Genomic DNA, 15,470 nt, shown 5'->3' on the forward strand with positions numbered 1-15,470 from the left:
CGCCCGCTCAGTCCTGCGGGGACTCCTCGAGCCGACGGAGCGCCCGGTCGGTCCGACGCGCCAGGGCCTGGTCCACCGCCACGGCCGGCTTGGCCACCATGACCGCGGCGTAGCGACCGTCGACACAGCTCTGCGCCATCATCATCGGCTCGCCCGTCGTGGAGAGCGACTCCGCCACCAGCCGCGGTGCGCCGTCCGGTGCGCCGCCGAGCCGGAACAGCCTCCGCGCGAAGCGGCACCCGTCGGCGCCGGTCGCGATCGGCTGCGCCGCCGCCCGGCGCAGCTGCCGCACGCGTCGCGGGTCACCCGCCGGTGGCTGCGACGCCAGGGCGGTCGCGACGCTCGCCGCCCACTGCTCCGCCGGGGCCGAGACCACCTGGACGAACGACCCCTGGCTCGGGTCCGACGTCGACCACCGGCACGTGTAGGGGTCGAGCGAGCCCTCCACGTCCAGCATCCGTGTCGGCGTCTCGACGCCCATCAGGTCGAGCCGCTCGTCCTCGTCGAAGGTGGAGCACAGCTCGGAGCTCGCGCGGACGCCGGAGACGAGTGCGGAGATGTCCGTCCACGAGCTCGCCACCATGCCGCCGACCGCCACCGCGATGACGACGAGGGCGCCCACCAGCACCGTCCTGAACCTCACCCCAGGACGCTACCCACGCCCGGGGGCGGGCGTCCCCGGAACGGCCGAATCCGTGCCTAGCGGTCCTGGGCGGGCCGCTCAATCGTCGTGACCACGTCGGTCACCGACGGCCGCCTCGGCGTGGAGGAGAAGCCGAACCTGCAGGGCGGGTCGACGGGGGCCAGGTGTCCGAGGTCGGCTCCGCGCCAGGACCCGTCGATGGCGACGACGGCGTGCACCGAGGTCGCGCCGTACCACTCGCGCCGGTCGTTGCCGGCGGTCCCCCGGGTCCGGACGCCGCTCAGCACCACGCGGGCCACGGGGTCGGCCACCGCGCACCAGGCGGGCGCGGTCGCCACCCGCGCCGGGACCAGTCCGAGGGCCGCGCCCAGCGGCGTACGACGCCCGGTGACGAGGTGGAGGCGCAGCGACGGCGTCTCGACCAGCCAGCCGCCGGCGGTGTCCCGCACCTCGACCGGCTCGATGACGTGTTCGTCGAAGGTGTAGGTCGCCGCGACGAACTCGCGCACCCGCGCGTCGGGCGCGAGCAGCACGCGGTGCCCGGAGGCCTCCTCGACCATCACGTCGGCGAAGGAGCCCCACGGCGAGGCGTCCCACCGTCCGACGACCACCCGGACGCCGCTGGTGCTGCCGACGCCGGCGATCCGCCCGTGGAAGCGCTCACGCACCCGGCCGGCCCTCACGGGGCCACCAGGCCGGCGGGGTCGGCGCCGTCCGCCGCGAGCCCGGCGGCGACGCCGGCGCGGTCGGCGTCCGAGCGGTTCTGGCTGAGCTTGGCCTTCGCCTCGACGGACTCCACCACGAGCTCGACGCCCACGATCGGGCGGAGGTTCTTGGTGACGTAGTCCTCGGGCGCGTCGGTGACCCGCCACCGGTCCGCACGGCGCTCCTCGTGGCGGTCGGTCAGGCGGGTGACGAGGGCGCGCACCCAGTCCGGGTCGTCGTGCACGGTGACCCGGCCACGGAGGTGGACCACCGAGTAGTTCCACGTCGGCACGACCTTGCCGTGCTCGGCCTTGGCGGCGTACCACGACGGCGACACGTAGGTGTCCGGCCCCGTGACGACCGCGAGGGCCGGCGACCCCGTGACGATCCGGCGCCAGTGCGGGTTGGCCCGGGCTTGGTGGCCCACGAGCCGGTCGCCCTCCCACAGGACCGGGAAGAAGGTCGCGTCGGGCTGCCCGTCCTCCCCCACCGTGACCAGCTGGGCGGCCGCGACGACGTGGACGAACCCGCGCACGTCGTCGGGGTCCATCACGTTGAAGCGCGGGACGTAGAGCTGGGGGTCGGTCACTCCCCCATCCTGCCCCCACGGAGGGAGCGCCTGTCGGTGGGTGGCGGCAGGATGGGCGCATGCTGCTCGCCGAGCTCGTCGCGACCTCCGCCGCCGTCGCCGCCACCCGCTCCCGCAAGGCCAAGGTGGTCGCGCTCGCCGAGCTGCTCGGCCGGGTCGGTCCCCACGAGCTCGAGGTCGTCGTGTCCTACCTCGGCGGCGCCCTCCGTCAGCGGCGCACGGGACTGGGCTGGCGGGGCGTCAGCGACCTGCCACCGCCCGCCGACGAGCCGTCGCTGTCCGTGCTCGACGTGCACGAGGCGTTCGAGGCCATGTCGCGGATCTCGGGCACCGGCTCCCAGCAGGCCCGCCGATCAGCGGTGGAGGACCTCTTCGGCCGGGCCACCGCTGCGGAGCAGGCGTGGCTGCGCGCGGTGGTGACGGGCAACATCCGCCAGGGAGCCCTCGACGCCGTCACGCAGGAGGCGGTCGCGCAGGTGGCCGGCGTGCCGCTCGCCGCCGTGCGCCGTGCCGCCATGCTCGCCGGGAGCACCGTCGCTGCGGCCGGGGCGGCGTTCGCCGGCGAGGAGGCGCTCGCCGGCATCGGGCTCGAGGTGGGTCGCCCCGTCATGCCGATGCTCGCCTCGAGCGCTCCCGACGTGGCCACCGCGATGGCCGGGCTCTCCCCCGACGGCGCCACCGAGGTCGCGATCGACGCCAAGCTCGACGGCATCCGCATCCAGGTCCACCGCGACGGCGACGACGTGCTCGTGGTCACCCGCAGCCTCGACGACATCACCACGCGGCTGCCCGAGGTGGTGGAGGTGGCGCGCTCGCTGCCCGCCGAGCGCTTCGTCCTCGACGGCGAGGCCCTCGCGCTGTCCGACGACGGCCGCCCGCTCGCCTTCCAGGACACCGCCAGCCGCACCGCGCAGGACACCGGCGTCGCGGTCACCCCCCACTTCTTCGACCTGCTGCACGTCGACGGCCAGGACCTGCTCGACTCCCCCGGACACGAGCGGCTCGCCGCCCTCGACGCGCTGGTGCCCGAGCGGCACCGCGTCCGCCGGCTCGTGACGGCCGACGCCGCGGCCGCCGACTCCTTCGCCGCCGAGACGGTCGCCGCCGGCCACGAGGGAGTCGTGCTCAAGGACCTCTCCGCGCCCTACGCCGCCGGACGGCGCGGGTCGGCGTGGGTCAAGGTCAAGCCCGTCCACACGCTCGACCTGGTCGTGCTGGCGGTCGAGTGGGGCTCCGGCCGCCGCGAGGGATGGCTCTCCAACATCCACCTCGGCGCGCGCGACGACGCGTCGCCGACCGGGTTCGTGATGCTCGGCAAGACGTTCAAGGGCATGACCGACGAGACGCTCGCGTGGCAGACCGAGCGCTTCACCGAGCTGGCCGTCTCCCCCACCACGATCCGGGACAGCTACGTCGTCGAGGTGCGCCCCGAGCAGGTCGTCGAGATCGCCTTCGACGGTCTCCAGCGCTCCACCCGCTACCCCGGCGGCGTGGCCCTCCGCTTCGCGCGGGTGGTCCGCTACCGCGACGACAAGGGCCCCGCCGAGGCCGACACGATCGAGACGGTGCGCGGCCACGTGGCGGGGTGAGGCGGCCCAGCCTCAGCGGGGCTGCGGCAGCCGGCACCCCGCGACCGAGAGGTCGAACGTCCGGTCCGAGCCGATGCAGGTGAGCAGCCACGCGGTCTGCTGGCCGTAGTTCATCTGCCTGCGCAGGCGTACGACGCCGCGCCGGTCCTCCTCGCAGGCCGAGTCGACGCAGGGGCGGCCACCGACGTAGCCGGTGTTGGCGATGCCGACGACCAGGCCGGTGGCCCGGTCCACGACCGGCGAGCCGGAGTAGCCCCCGCGGATCGCGCAGCCGCCGCGGGCGGGCAGCCGGATGGAGCGCCACCAGTCCCACGAGCGCTCGTGCACGCGGTGGGCGGACCCGCGGGTGGTGCAGGCCCGCTGCTCGCCCCAGTAGCCGGACGGGATCCGGACCTCCATGCCCCGTGACGGCCCGCGCGGGGCCAGCGCCATCGGGGTCACCCCGCCGGCGGCGAGGTCGGCGTACGTCTCGCGCAGCTCCAGCAGCGCCACGTCGGTGCGGAACATCGTCGCGTACTGCAGGCGGACGCCCCGCACCTCCATGGCCACCTCGCCGCGGCCGTCGAGCAGCCCGATCCTCGTCCACCGCTCCTGGTCCACCAGCACCTCGCGGGCGCCGAGGAAGGGCAGGCGCACGCAGTGGCCGTTGGTCAGGACGACCGCGCGGTCGCTGTCGAGCGCGGCCGGCCAGCGGACCACGGCGCCGGAGCAGCCGGGGAGCCGCGCCGTCCCGGCGAACCTCTCCGACGGAGCCGCTGCGGCACCGGCCGACGGCTGGACGAGGAGGCCGCCCAGCGCGGCGAGGACGAGCGCGGCGACGAGGCGGCGGGATCCGTGGCGGGCCATGCCGGCATCGAACCACAGGCGGTGCCGGGCCTCGCGCTCCCTAGACTGGGCCCATGAGCAGCGAGTCGGCGCCAGCCGCGGTCCCCGCACGCACGGGCACCGCCGCCGCACGCCGGCGCCGCCGCGAGACCGAGATCATCTCCGCGACCCGCCGCCTCTTCGACGAGCGCGGCGTCCGGGACGCCCAAATCGAGGACATCGCCCGGTCCGTCGGCATCAACCGCGCGATCATCTACCGCCACTTCACCGGCAAGGAGGAGCTGTTCAGCCTCACGCTGGTGCAGTACCTCGACGAGCTCCGGGTGGCGCTCGAGCAGGCCGCCTCGACCACCGACGAGCCCCGCGCCCAGCTCGAGCGGCTGGTGGGGGCCTTCGTCGACTACGGGCTGGCGCACCCGGCCTTCGTCGACTGCGCCCAGGCCATCATGCGACGACCCGGCGGCGACCTCCTCGAGGAGGTCAGCGAGAGCGCGATGTACCGCCTCGGGCAGGCGATCACCGGGTGCCTGTCGGTGCTGACCCGCACCATCGAGGCCGGAGCGGCCACGGGCGACTTCCACGTCGAGGACCCGGGCCTCCTCGCCAACATGCTCTACGCCAGCGGCCTCGGCACGCTGCAGCTCGGCCGGGTGGCGCTCCTCGTCTCGGAGGAGGCGCCCGGCGTGCCGCGGATCAGCCGTGTCACCGGCGAGCAGGTGCGCGACCACATGGTCGCCTCGGCCCTCGCCGTGGCCGCAGGAGCGCCCCGCTAGCCGGTCAGCGGGACAGGTGCTTGGCGCGGGCGAAGCAGAAGACGCCGTAGGCGCCGATGCCCAGGCCGATCGCGATGAGCAGCACCTGGCCGAACGGCTGCTCCAGCACGGTCTGCAGGGCCTGGTCGAGGCCGCCGGACTTCTTGGGGTCGTGGGTGATCGCGGCGTAGGCGAAGAGCCCGCCGACGATGCCGATGGCGATGCCCTTGGCGATGTAGCCGATCTTGCCGAGCAGGACGTAGGCCGACCCGTCCTTGCCCGACTGGCCCTGCGCGTCGAGGTGCTCGGTGAACTTCTCGGTCCAGCCGCGCCACACCAGCGAGCCGCCGTACGCGATGACGGCGAGGCCGACCGCGCCGACGATGAACTGCCCACCGGGCAGGTCCATCAGCTTGGCGGTGGTCGAGTCGGTCCCGCCGCTGGAGCCGTCGCCGAGCGCGGTCCTGACCGCGCTCCAGCCGAGCGCCCCGTAGATGACCGCCTTGCCGAGCGAGGTCGCCCGCTTGCGCCAGCGCTTGGTGTCGTCGGACTCCTCGCGGTAGCCGAAGGCGAACTCCAGCAGCCGCCACACGACGAGCAGGAGCATGCCCACCGCGACGCCCCAGACCATCGCCGCCCCGAGGGGCTGCTCGGCGAGGTAGTGCAGGGCGCCGGTGTTGGAGGCGCTGTCCTCCTTCTCGCCGAGGGCCAGCTGGACGGCGAGGAAGGCGATCAGGAGGTGCACCACGCCGTAGGCCACCAGCCCCACCCGGATCGCGTGGTCGAGCCAGTCGCTCTGCTGGACCTGCTCGGCGGTGTCGGAGGCGTTCATGTCGTCAACCTAGGGCCTGCGACGGCACCCCGACGAGCCCGCGGACCCCTGGGGGTGAGGCCGCGGCGGACGGACCCTCAGACGAGGCTGGCGCGGTCGCGCATGATCGAGCCGAGGAGACCGTTGACGAAGGCCGGGGAGTCGTCGGTGGAGAGGTCCTGCACGAGGTGCAGCGCCTCGCTCACGGCGACGCTCTCCGGGACGTCCTCGTCGCCCCACAGCAGCTCGTAGACACCGATGCGGAGCACGTTGCGGTCGACCGCCGGCATCCGGCCGAGCGTCCAGCCCTTGCTGTAGGTGGTGAGCACCTCGTCGATGCGGGCGAGGTGGTCGACCACGCCCCGCACCAGGGTGCTGGTGTAGTCGTTGGTCGGGCCCTCGCCCGCCTCGATGGCGCGGTCGAGCGCCATCACGGGGTCCTCGGAGCGGAGCTCGGAGGCGAAGAGGATGTCCAGCGCGCGCTTGCGGGCCTTGGAGCGGGCAGCCACCTGGTCAGGCCTTGACGCGGCCGAGGTAGGACGAGTCGCGGGTGTCGACCTTGACCTTCTCGCCGGTGGTGATGAAGAGGGGCACCGCGATGGTGTGGCCGGTCTCGAGCGTGGCGGGCTTGGTGCCGCCGGTGGAGCGGTCGCCCTGCAGGCCCGGCTCGGTCTCGGCGATGAGGAGCTCGACCGACGCGGGGAGCTCGATGAACAGGACCCGGCCCTCGTTGGTGGCGACGATGGCCTCCTGGTTCTCCAGCATGAAGTTCTTGGCGTCGCCGACCACCTCGGGGGTGACCTCGATCTGCTCGTAGGTGCTGGTGTCCATGAAGACGTAGGACGATCCGTCGTTGTAGAGGTACTGCATGGTCCGCTTGTCGACGTTGGCCGTCTCGACCTTGGTGCCGGCGTTGAACGTCTTGTCGACGTTCTTGCCCGACTCGACGTTGCGCAGCTTGGTGCGGACGAACGCGGGGCCCTTGCCCGGCTTGACGTGCTGGAACTCGACGACGGCCCAGAGCTGACCCTCGATCTTGAGGACCATGCCGTTCTTGAGGTCGTTGGTGCTTGCCATGTGGTCTTCGTCCGCCTTCGTCGAGTTGTCGATGGGCCGGCCGCGCGGGTGGGGGCTGCGCGCCGACGCGCAAGTCTAGTGCTGGCCCACGAGCGCCATGAAATGCGCGGCCTGCGCCTCGGTGGTCCCCCGTGGGTTGCGCCGCCACCCGCCGTTGCCGGGGAGCAGCATGGCCAGCCAGAACGCGGCCCACAGCGGCCGGTAGGCCGCCATCCGCTGCCGGTCCTCCGCGCCGAGCCCCACCGCCGCGACCAGTGCACCGGGGTCGTAGACGCCGGGCAGCCGGCTGCCGAGGTGCTCGACGTGGTCGGCCAGCTCGTACGCCGGGTCGCTGAGCCCGCCGTCCTCGAAGTCGACCAGCCGCACCACCCGCCCGTCCCACAGCACGTTGGGCGGGTTGAGGTCGGCGATCCCGAGCGCCGTGTCGCGCGGGTCCGGCAGCGGCGGGTCGGCGACGTACGCACGCGCCAGCTGGAGCGCCTCGGACACCAGCGGCGGGTCGAGGCACTCCCCCAGGTCGACGTCGTCCGTGAGCCACTCGACCAGCAGCTGCGCGTGCTGGCGGGCGCCGTACCTCCGCTCGCCGATCCCCGCGGCTCGCACCGCCTCGATGGGTACGTCGTAGAGCCGGCGAAGCGTGGCGCCGAGGGCGGCGGTCTGCGCGTGGTCCAGCGGCCGGGCTGCCAGCGGGCTCCCGGGGACCCGCTCCATGACGATGACCGGCGTCTCGCCGTCCTCGCGGCGCAGGGGGCGGGGGGCCAGGCCGGGTGCGTGCTCGGCGAGGAGGGTCAGGCACGCCCACTCGCGCTCGGCCTGCGCCTCGTGGTCGGCGACGAACTCCTTGCGGACCTCGGAGGCACCGATCGTCACGCCGTGGGTGGACGTCTGCACCGCGACACCGTAGCCGTGTGTACCGTCGCCACCATGCGAGTCACCATCTTCGGCGGACACGGCAAGATCGCGCTCCTCCTCGCTCCGATGCTGGTCGAGGCAGGGCACGAGGTCACCTCCGTCATCCGCAACCCCGACCACGTGGGTGACGTCGAGGCGACCGGCGCGACCGCGCGCGTGACCTCGGTGGAGGACGCCGACGAGCACGCCCTCGCCGACCTCCTCGCCGGCCAGGACGCCGTGGTGTGGTCCGCGGGAGCCGGCGGCGGCAGCCCGGAGCGGACCTACGCCGTCGACCGCGACGCCGCGATCCGGTCGATGGACGCCGCGGCCAGGGCGGGCGTCGGCCGCTACGTCATGGTGTCCTTCTCCGGGTCCTCCCCCGACGTGCTGGTGCCGGAGGACAACCCGTTCCGCCACTACCAGGACGCCAAGATCGCAGCCGACGAGCACCTCCGCAGCACCGGCCTGGACTGGACGGTCCTCGGCCCCGGCACGCTGACCCTCGAGCCGGGATCCGGCTCGGTCAACCCCGGTGCGGGATTCAACGACGGCGACGTCACCTCGCGCGAGCTCGTCGCGCAGGTCGCCGTCGCGGTGCTCGACGACCGGCGTGCCTCCCGCCGGACGCTGGTCTTCGGGGACGGCGACGTCCCGGTCGACGACTGGCTCGCCTCGCTCTGACGCGACAGCGGTCAGCGCACGACGCCCTCGAGCCGCAACGACTGCTTGGGCTGCCCGTCGGCGGTCTGCTCCTCGCTCGCGAGGGTGACGTCGACCTCGATCTCCAGGACCGGGGTCGGCTCGCACGAGGCCCGCACGACCCGCACCGTGCCGGTGCTCGGCGCCGAGCTGACGACCTCGTTGCCGTCGGGGCCACCCTCCGTGTCGGCGACGAACAGGGTGAGCGGCAGCGACTCCGAGGAGCCGTCGGCGCTCTCGATCGGCAGCGAGAGCGTGCTCGGTTGCTGCAGCCGGTCGGCGTACGCGTCGACGATGATGAACGGCTGCGTCACCCGCTCGCCCTCGACGAGGACCGGGCTCGTGAGGCTGACCAGGTCGCGGTCACGGCCGGCGGACCCGCCTCCCAGGCCCCGCGGGGCGCAGCTGACCGTCAGGTCGTCGAACACGAACGTGGACCCGTCGGGGCGCGTCATCACCAGGCCGGACGGCGGCGGGTCGACGGCCACGAGCCCGTCGCGACCGTCGTCGGACCCGCCCGTCGACGCCACGGCGTAGCCCCCGACCGCGGCCAGGACGACCGCGGTGCCGGCGGCGGCGCCGATGCGGCGGTGCCGTCGACGCGCCCCCATCCGCTTCTCGACCCGGTCGACCGCGTCCTGGGGCGCGTGCAGGGCGGAGTCGAGCCGCTCGTAGCCGTCCTTGATCTGTTGCTCGGTCATCGCGTCATCCCTCTCGTGTGGTGAGCAGCCCGCGGTGGCGGGCGTGCTCGCGCAGGCGCTCGGTGCCGCGGGACAGCTGGCTCTTGACGGTGCCCTCCGAGCAGCCCATCCGCTCGGCGATCCCCCGGACGTCGAGGTCCTCGACGTAGCGCAGGGCCAGCGCCGTGCGCTGGCGGGGTGAGAGCGTGGCCAGGGCGTCCACGAGCCACGGGTCCATGCCGTCGAGGTGCTCGACGGGCACGGCGACGTCCGGTCCGGCGGTGGAACGGGGCAGCTCACGGCGCAGCCGCCGGATGCGGTCGATGTTGAGCCGGACCATCACCGTGCGGGCATAGGCCCCCGGGGCGTCGTACGTCGTGCGTCCCCACCGCTCCCCCATCCGCGCCAACGTCTCCTGGGTGAGGTCCCAGGCATCGTGCGGGTCGGCCGTGAGGGCGTGCGCGAACCCCAGCAGCGGTCGTGCCTGCACCGTCACGAAGTCCGCGAACTCGGCTCTCGTGGCGTCGTCCATCCCGTTCCCTCTCGTCCCTGGGGTGCCAACCTCCCACCCTCGCCCTCTTGACGGCGGGCGAGGCGGAAAGGTTGAGGGCGGACTCGGGTGGTGCCGCCCCGTCAGCGGGCCGCGAGCCCGTCGAGGTGCAGGACCCCGTCGTCGCCGTACTTGGTGGCGGTGGCCTCGGGCCCCTTGGTGATGAGCTGGGCGAGGTTGGCGGCGTGGCCGTGGCCGAGGGAGAAGTCGTTCTTGAGCCAGGCGATGACCTCCCCCGCCTTGGCCTGGTGCAGACCGCGCTCGGTCGCCATGTCGAGGAACTGCTGCGGGGTCACGCCGGTCTGGCGCTCGGCGTTGTCGAGGTAGGTCTGGAAGCCGCTCATCGGCTCTGCTCCTGTCGTGGGAGTGCGGGGTGCGGTGTCGTCGGCGAGCCTCCGGGGCTGCACGTACGACGACCCTAGGCATCCGCGGGCCTGCCCGCTTCTCCGGAACCGCTGTCTGCGCCTCGGTCCGACTCTCTAGGCTGCGGCCCATGGGGGACACAGCAGAGCTGGTGGAGCACTACAGGAGCCTGGTCATCGGGGACGAGACCACGCTCGTCGTTCGCGGCGCTTCGGTCAGCGACGTGGTCGACGCGCTGGGTGGGGTGCCCCTCGCCGACGTGCCCGAGGACGAGCTCTACGGCGAGGAGCCGGTCTGGGCGGCCTACAGGCTCACCGCGATCGAGGGCGGGGTGCTCGCCTGCGAGGACACGGGCTACGCGGATCCGCCCAGCTCCGTCCTCGTGGCGTTGTCCGAGGGCGGGCGGGCGGCCGCGGTGGTGCGGGACAACATCCAGGCACACGGCCGGTTCGGGTGCGCCCGCGACGGTGAGCTGCTCTTCGACGACGACGAGTACAGGTTCGTGGAGGACCGCTCGTCGGTGCCCGAGGAGATCCGCGCGCTGTTCGACCTGGCGTGGGTCGACCTCAGCCGTGACGAGCTCGAGGCACGGGAGGACGACACGCGTGCCGTCGGCCTCGCGATGGCCGAGGTGGTGACCGGCATCCGCCTCACGCCTGCCGACGCCGCGAGGCTGGAGGGCGACGACGCGACGGTGGTCGCGGTGCGCCAGCTGCAGTACGAGGGGTGACGCCTCGGATTCACTCGCGCTTCCACCGCAGGACCGCGGTCGGCGGCAGCGCCCTCAGGGCCCGGACGAGCTCCGGTGCGGCAGCGAACGTCGCCGTCGCGGTGTCGCGGCCGTAGCCGACGCGGGCGTGGATGCGACAGTCCGAGACCACCCAGTAGGAGACCCGGTCACCCCACTCGTTGACGCCCTCGATCGACTCGCCGTAGGTGACCGGCTTGCACGGGTCCCGGCCCTCGACAGGCTCCCCCACCAGCCCTTCGTTGAGGCGGCGTACGAGTGACGCCGGCACGGACGCCGTCCGCATGCGGTAGGGGGCCACGCCCTGGCACCAGGTGGCGTCGGTCATCGTCGGAGGCAGCTGCGGCAGCATGCTGACGGGGGTCTCGGTGTTCGGCAGCCCGCACTTCGGCGTCTTCCGACGTTCCTGCGTCATGACCGGAGGTGCGGAGGCGGCGCGCTGTGAGCGGAGTGCGTCCGCGAACGCGTGGGCGAGCTTCTCGCCGTCCTCGCGCACGAGGCCTTCGCCCGCGGTGAGGGTGTGGCATCCGCGTTCTCCGTACGCGACCGCTCGAGCGTCGCCGTCCGGGTATCGGAACCAGTAGACGAGGAGCGGGCCCCCGTCCAGCTGACAGGCCCCGGGCTCGTGCTCCGGCAGTCCGTTGACCAGGTCGACGAGCGACTCGACGCCCGTGGTGAGCTCGTCACTAACCGGTTGGACGAACGGCCCATGACGGGTGCCGTCGCGCCCGACGACGGGCGCGCCCGGACACAGGCGCACGCCTGCCGCACCAGGTGGGAGGTCGCTGATCGGGAGCCGCAGGGCAGTGTCGTCCGGTGGGCACCCGACCTCCAGTCCGGGCGGGACCTGTGCCGTGGAGTCACCGAGCGGGAGGGTGTCGGGCGCGGTGCTGCCGCTGCAGCCAGCAAGCACCGCGGCCGCCAGCGCCGCGGCGGCCGATGCCCTCACCGATCTCATCGCACGAGGGTCGCGAGGGACCAGGAAGAACGCAACGGACGTCACCGAATCGTTGCTCCACAGGCTCGTTCCGCGGACACATCCGACTGTCGGTGGGCTCTGGTTGAGTAGGTCCATGAAGGGCACCGCCACCTCCGTCGAGGCGCAGGCCACCGACCTGACGGACCTGACCGAGCGTGCGTTGCTGTCCGAGGCCGCCGAGATCGAGGCGGTGCTCCGCGAGGGCGAGGTCCACAAGCTCCGCATCGCCTACCAGTGGGCCGTCGCGCACCCCGCTCTCGACTCCTGCGAGACGCCCGAGGGCCCGGTGCTTCCGTCCGTCCTCAGCGAGCCCGAGACGCTCGGTGGTGCCGGCACGCCGGCAGTCGCGGCCTTCACCTCCGAGCCCCTGGCCGTGGCCCTCGGCTGCTCGCCGACCTCGGCGTCCAGCGTCCTGGCCGACGCCCTCGACCTGCACCACCGCCTTCCCCTGCTCTGGGACCAGGCCCGCGCGCTGCTCGTCCCGGTCTGGAAGGCGCGTCGGGTGGCGAGCCGCACCCGGCACCTGTCGGTCGACGCCGCACGCTGGGTCGACCGGCAGGTCGCCGGCCGGTCCTCCTCACTGGGCGCCGCCGCCCTCGACCGCCTCGTCGCCGAGGCGGCCGCCCGCTGCGACGGGGAGGCGCAGCTCGACCGTGAGGCAGCTGCGCGCGCGACGTGGGACGTGGTCCTGGTGCACCCCGACCCCCATCGCTGCTCCGGCACCTCCGAGCTCCGCGCCATCGGAGACACCCTCGACCTGACCCGGTTCAACGACGTCGTCTGTGCCGAGGCCGAGGCGCTGGGCGCCCTCGGCGACACCGACGAGCTCGGCGTCCGGAAGGCCAAGGCGCTGGGCGTGATCGCCGACGCGCAGGCCCGGCTCGACCTCACGAGCCTGGTCGACCGGGGAGACCTCGGAGCACGCGATCAGGCACGACGCGAGGCGCTGGCCCGGCGCGGCGCCACGGTCCGGCTCTACCTGCACGCCTCCCTCAGCGACGTCGTGACCGACGAGCCGACCGCCACCGGCTCCGGCGAGTCGCTCGGCCCCGTGACCCTCGACAAGATCCGCGAGTGGGTCGGTCGGTCCCGCGTGACCGTGCAACCGGTCCTGCACGTCGCCGCGGACGACCGCTGGTCCGTCGACCGCCACGACCCGCCGCCCCGCATGGCCGAGCAGGTCCGGCTTCGCGACGAGACCTGCGTGTTCCCCTGGTGCGGTCGGTCCGCCCGGCAGTGCGACCTCGATCATCGCGAACCCTTCGAGGACCCGGGTGACGGCGGACCGCCGGGCCAGACCTCCCCGGCGTCTCTCGCACCCCTGTGCCGGCGACACCACCGTGCGAAGACCGCCGGTCGTTGGAGCTACGAACGCACCGGACCGGGCTCCTACCTGTGGACGGGCCCCGCGGGACTCACCGTGCTCGTCACTCCCCGCGGCACCGTCCGGGCCTGAGCTCGCGACTTCGACCTCGCTGTCACCAACACCGGCAACACCTCGGCGGTGGCTCGCGCCTCGGGTCGAGTCAGGCTGCGCTTGTACGACCGCTCACAGCATCGGTGCGAGAGAACCGCCGCCAAGCCGAGGCGCCACGGCGACCCGATGTGCTTCGCCGAGCACCTCGGCTCCACGGCTGCGTCCTTGCAGGGAAACATCGACCGGCGGGGCGTCGACTGCGATGCTCCGCGCGTGGCGGGCCCGGCGGGTACAGCGGCGGCAGCGTGCTCAGTCATCACCCGCTTCCGAGGGCAGCCAGCAGCGGCTGAACACTGCGACGTTCTGAGAGGTCCGAGCAGGGCCAGCACGACTGTTCCACCACCGTGCTTGTCACTCCCCGCGGCACTCAGTCGTGCCGCTCGGACCTCTGCGCCAGCTCCGCCAGCAGCGGAGGCACCTCGCCGGCCAGCTCGCGGGCCAGGTAGCCGACCGGGCCGATGCGCGCGGCGAGCCGGTCGCCGACGGTCGCGTGCAGGAAGGCTCCCCACACCGCCGCCTGCGCGGGGTCGGCGCCGCGGCCGACCAGACCGGTGACCAGGCCCGCCTGCACGTCTCCGGATCCGGCCGTGCCGAGGCCCACGTTGCCCGCCTCGACCCGCCAGAGGTCGTCGCCGTGCGCCACGACCTTGGTCGGGCCACCGCAGAGGACGACGGCCGAGGTCCGCCGGGCCAGCTCGACCGTGTGCGTGACGAGGTCCGCCTGCACGTCGTCCTCGTCCGCCCCGAGGCAGCGGGCGAGCTCGCCGGGGTTGACGGTCAGCACCACCGTGGCGGCGAGGTCGGCGACGCGCTCGGGGTCCTGGGTGACGTACGCCGAGGCGAGGGCGTCGATCACGACGGTGCCCTCGAGCCGCGGGGCGATCCGCTCCACCAGGTCAGCGGCGCCGTCGGGGTCGCTGAAGCCTGGCCCGAGGAGGATCGCGTGACTGTCGCCCGCGCAGTCGACGACCTGATCGGCCTCGCCCGCGTCGATGTTGCCGTCCGCGTCCTCGGCCAGTCCCGTCACCATGAGCTCGGGCACGGCGACCGCGATCGTCGGCGCGCAGGCGGCAGCGGTCAGCAGCCGCACCTTGCCCGCCCCGACGCGCAGCGCGGCCTCAGCGGAGAGCATGCCGGCACCGGGGGTGGTCCGGCTGCCCGCGACGACGAGGAGCCGCCCGCGCTCCTCCTTGTCCGACCCCGGCTCGGGCAGGCGCCACTCGCGCAGCAGGTGGGCGTCGACGAGGACGCCCTCAGGCATCGCGCGCCTCGCCGCCGTGGTCGGGCTCCTCGGTCTTCTCCGCCGGCGACGTCGAGAGGTGGCTGTCGTCGGCGAAGTCCACGAGGTCCAGCCGGTCGTCCCGGCGGCGGTAGCGGGTCACCGACGTATTGGGGATGCGCATCGTGCGGTCGATGTCGAGCAGCTCCGCCTCGTCGAGGCCCTCGAGCGCGTAGCGGAACGACATGATCACCGCCTGGTGGGTGAACAACCACACCCGTGCGCCGTCGTACCCCTCGCGGAGGTCGGCGAGCAGGCTCCGCACGCGCAGCACCACGTCGGCCCAGCTCTCGCCGGACGGTGGCTGGTAGTAGAACTTGCCCACGTGGGAGCGGCGCTCGGCCTCCTCGGGGTAGCTCGCCCGGATGCCCTTGCCGGTGAGCCCGTCGAAGACCCCCAGGTCGCGCTCACGCAGCCGCTCGTCCAGCAGCATCTCCGCGTCGAGGTCGCCGAGGGCGGTCCGCGCCGTGTCTGCCGCACGCCGGTAGGGCGAGCTGACGACGAGGTCGGGACGCCCGTCCTCAGGCAGCCCCGCGACCCATCGTCCGAGGGTGCGCGCCTGCTCCTCGCCGTTGGGCGAGAGCTCGACGTCGGCGTCGCGGGCGGAGAGGTCCAGGCGCTCGGCCTCGGCGTCCCGCGCCTCGGTGTCGGCGAGGTTGCCGACGCTCTCGCCGTGGCGCACCAGCACCAGCTCGACCGGTCCGTGCCGCCCCTGCAGCACCCTCGTCAGGCCCACAGGTCCTCCACGTCGCTCGTCCGGATCGTCCACTCGTGCCACCCCTTACCCCGCAGCAGCCCTCCCGATGCGCA

General features: G+C 73.5%; 19 protein-coding genes. 5 read left to right on the forward strand and 14 right to left on the reverse strand.

Annotated features, from left to right (window positions below; translation table 11 throughout):
* Positions 1-7 precede the first annotated feature (7 nt).
* From SHK17_RS12350 to SHK17_RS12360, 3 genes are read right to left on the reverse strand one after another with little or no spacing between them, the layout of a single operon-like run.
* Positions 8-643 (reverse strand): hypothetical protein, encoded by a 636-nt coding sequence (locus SHK17_RS12350; protein WP_322919383.1) that lies wholly within the window; start codon positions 641-643, stop codon positions 8-10.
* Between the two features lie 56 nt (positions 644-699).
* Entirely contained in the window at positions 700-1,311 is a 612-nt protein-coding gene (locus SHK17_RS12355; protein ID WP_322919385.1) for a hypothetical protein, read from the reverse strand.
* An 11-nt stretch (positions 1,312-1,322) separates the two neighbouring features.
* A complete protein-coding gene (locus SHK17_RS12360) occupies positions 1,323-1,937 on the reverse strand; it encodes an FMN-binding negative transcriptional regulator (protein WP_322919386.1) in 615 nt (204 codons plus the stop codon).
* 59 nt (positions 1,938-1,996) lie between these two features.
* On the opposite strand from SHK17_RS12360, the gene SHK17_RS12365 reads away from it, so the two are divergent.
* Positions 1,997-3,526: an ATP-dependent DNA ligase gene (locus SHK17_RS12365; protein WP_322919387.1), complete on the forward strand. Its 1,530-nt coding sequence runs from the start codon at positions 1,997-1,999 to the stop codon at positions 3,524-3,526.
* A gap of 12 nt (positions 3,527-3,538) precedes the next feature.
* Here the strand turns inward: SHK17_RS12365 and SHK17_RS12370 are convergent, their stop codons facing one another.
* A complete protein-coding gene (locus SHK17_RS12370) occupies positions 3,539-4,372 on the reverse strand; it encodes a S1 family peptidase (RefSeq protein WP_322919389.1) in 834 nt (277 codons plus the stop codon).
* Between the two features lie 53 nt (positions 4,373-4,425).
* Here SHK17_RS12370 and SHK17_RS12375 point away from each other — a divergent pair, with 53 nt between their 5' ends.
* The gene (locus SHK17_RS12375; protein ID WP_172274565.1) at positions 4,426-5,124 is read left to right on the forward strand and encodes a TetR/AcrR family transcriptional regulator; all 699 of its coding nucleotides are present in this window, start codon (positions 4,426-4,428) and stop codon (positions 5,122-5,124) included.
* 4 nt (positions 5,125-5,128) lie between these two features.
* On the opposite strand, the gene SHK17_RS12380 is transcribed toward SHK17_RS12375, so the two are convergent.
* The 4 genes from SHK17_RS12380 to SHK17_RS12395 form a co-directional block, all read right to left on the reverse strand.
* Positions 5,129-5,935 carry a DUF1206 domain-containing protein gene (locus tag SHK17_RS12380; RefSeq protein ID WP_322919390.1) on the reverse strand — a complete coding sequence of 269 codons (807 nt, stop codon included), beginning with the start codon at positions 5,933-5,935 and terminating at the stop codon, positions 5,129-5,131.
* Between the two features lie 77 nt (positions 5,936-6,012).
* Positions 6,013-6,423 carry a transcription antitermination factor NusB gene (gene nusB / locus SHK17_RS12385; RefSeq protein ID WP_322919391.1) on the reverse strand — a complete coding sequence of 137 codons (411 nt, stop codon included), beginning with the start codon at positions 6,421-6,423 and terminating at the stop codon, positions 6,013-6,015.
* A gap of 4 nt (positions 6,424-6,427) precedes the next feature.
* Positions 6,428-6,991, reverse strand: coding sequence for an elongation factor P (efp, locus tag SHK17_RS12390; RefSeq protein ID WP_172274558.1), 564 nt, complete (start codon positions 6,989-6,991; stop codon positions 6,428-6,430).
* Between the two features lie 75 nt (positions 6,992-7,066).
* Positions 7,067-7,882: an aminoglycoside phosphotransferase family protein gene (locus SHK17_RS12395; RefSeq protein WP_322919392.1), complete on the reverse strand. Its 816-nt coding sequence runs from the start codon at positions 7,880-7,882 to the stop codon at positions 7,067-7,069.
* 33 nt (positions 7,883-7,915) lie between these two features.
* Between SHK17_RS12395 and SHK17_RS12400 the strand changes: the two genes are divergently transcribed.
* Positions 7,916-8,566, forward strand: a complete 651-nt coding sequence (locus SHK17_RS12400) for an SDR family oxidoreductase (protein ID WP_322919393.1) — start codon at positions 7,916-7,918, stop codon at positions 8,564-8,566.
* Positions 8,567-8,577: 11 nt separating this feature from the next.
* On the opposite strand, the gene SHK17_RS12405 is transcribed toward SHK17_RS12400, so the two are convergent.
* The 3 genes from SHK17_RS12405 to SHK17_RS12415 form a co-directional block, all read right to left on the reverse strand.
* Positions 8,578-9,285: a hypothetical protein gene (locus tag SHK17_RS12405; RefSeq protein ID WP_322919395.1), complete on the reverse strand. Its 708-nt coding sequence runs from the start codon at positions 9,283-9,285 to the stop codon at positions 8,578-8,580.
* A 4-nt stretch (positions 9,286-9,289) separates the two neighbouring features.
* The gene (locus SHK17_RS12410; RefSeq protein WP_322919396.1) at positions 9,290-9,796 is read right to left on the reverse strand and encodes a SigE family RNA polymerase sigma factor; all 507 of its coding nucleotides are present in this window, start codon (positions 9,794-9,796) and stop codon (positions 9,290-9,292) included.
* A 101-nt stretch (positions 9,797-9,897) separates the two neighbouring features.
* Complete coding sequence (locus tag SHK17_RS12415; RefSeq protein WP_322919397.1) at positions 9,898-10,158, reverse strand: DUF4287 domain-containing protein; 261 nt, start codon at positions 10,156-10,158, stop codon at positions 9,898-9,900.
* 149 nt (positions 10,159-10,307) lie between these two features.
* On the opposite strand from SHK17_RS12415, the gene SHK17_RS12420 reads away from it, so the two are divergent.
* Positions 10,308-10,907 (forward strand): DUF6461 domain-containing protein, encoded by a 600-nt coding sequence (locus tag SHK17_RS12420; protein ID WP_322919398.1) that lies wholly within the window; start codon positions 10,308-10,310, stop codon positions 10,905-10,907.
* 10 nt (positions 10,908-10,917) lie between these two features.
* Here the strand turns inward: SHK17_RS12420 and SHK17_RS12425 are convergent, their stop codons facing one another.
* Complete coding sequence (locus SHK17_RS12425; RefSeq protein ID WP_322919399.1) at positions 10,918-11,883, reverse strand: hypothetical protein; 966 nt, start codon at positions 11,881-11,883, stop codon at positions 10,918-10,920.
* 115 nt (positions 11,884-11,998) lie between these two features.
* Here SHK17_RS12425 and SHK17_RS12430 point away from each other — a divergent pair, with 115 nt between their 5' ends.
* Positions 11,999-13,360: an HNH endonuclease signature motif containing protein gene (locus SHK17_RS12430; protein ID WP_322919400.1), complete on the forward strand. Its 1,362-nt coding sequence runs from the start codon at positions 11,999-12,001 to the stop codon at positions 13,358-13,360.
* Between the two features lie 388 nt (positions 13,361-13,748).
* Here SHK17_RS12430 and SHK17_RS12435 read toward each other — a convergent pair whose 3' ends face one another.
* Together SHK17_RS12435 and SHK17_RS12440 are read right to left on the reverse strand one after the other, a co-directional pair.
* Complete coding sequence (locus SHK17_RS12435) at positions 13,749-14,642, reverse strand: NAD(P)H-hydrate dehydratase (RefSeq protein ID WP_322919402.1); 894 nt, start codon at positions 14,640-14,642, stop codon at positions 13,749-13,751.
* Positions 14,635-15,396 (reverse strand): histidine phosphatase family protein, encoded by a 762-nt coding sequence (locus SHK17_RS12440; RefSeq protein WP_322919404.1) that lies wholly within the window; start codon positions 15,394-15,396, stop codon positions 14,635-14,637. The genes SHK17_RS12435 and SHK17_RS12440 overlap by 8 nt, the downstream gene beginning before the upstream one ends.
* Positions 15,397-15,470 lie beyond the last annotated feature (74 nt).

Source organism: Nocardioides renjunii (genome assembly GCF_034661175.1).
Taxonomy (GTDB): Bacteria; Actinomycetota; Actinomycetes; order Propionibacteriales; family Nocardioidaceae; genus Nocardioides; species Nocardioides renjunii.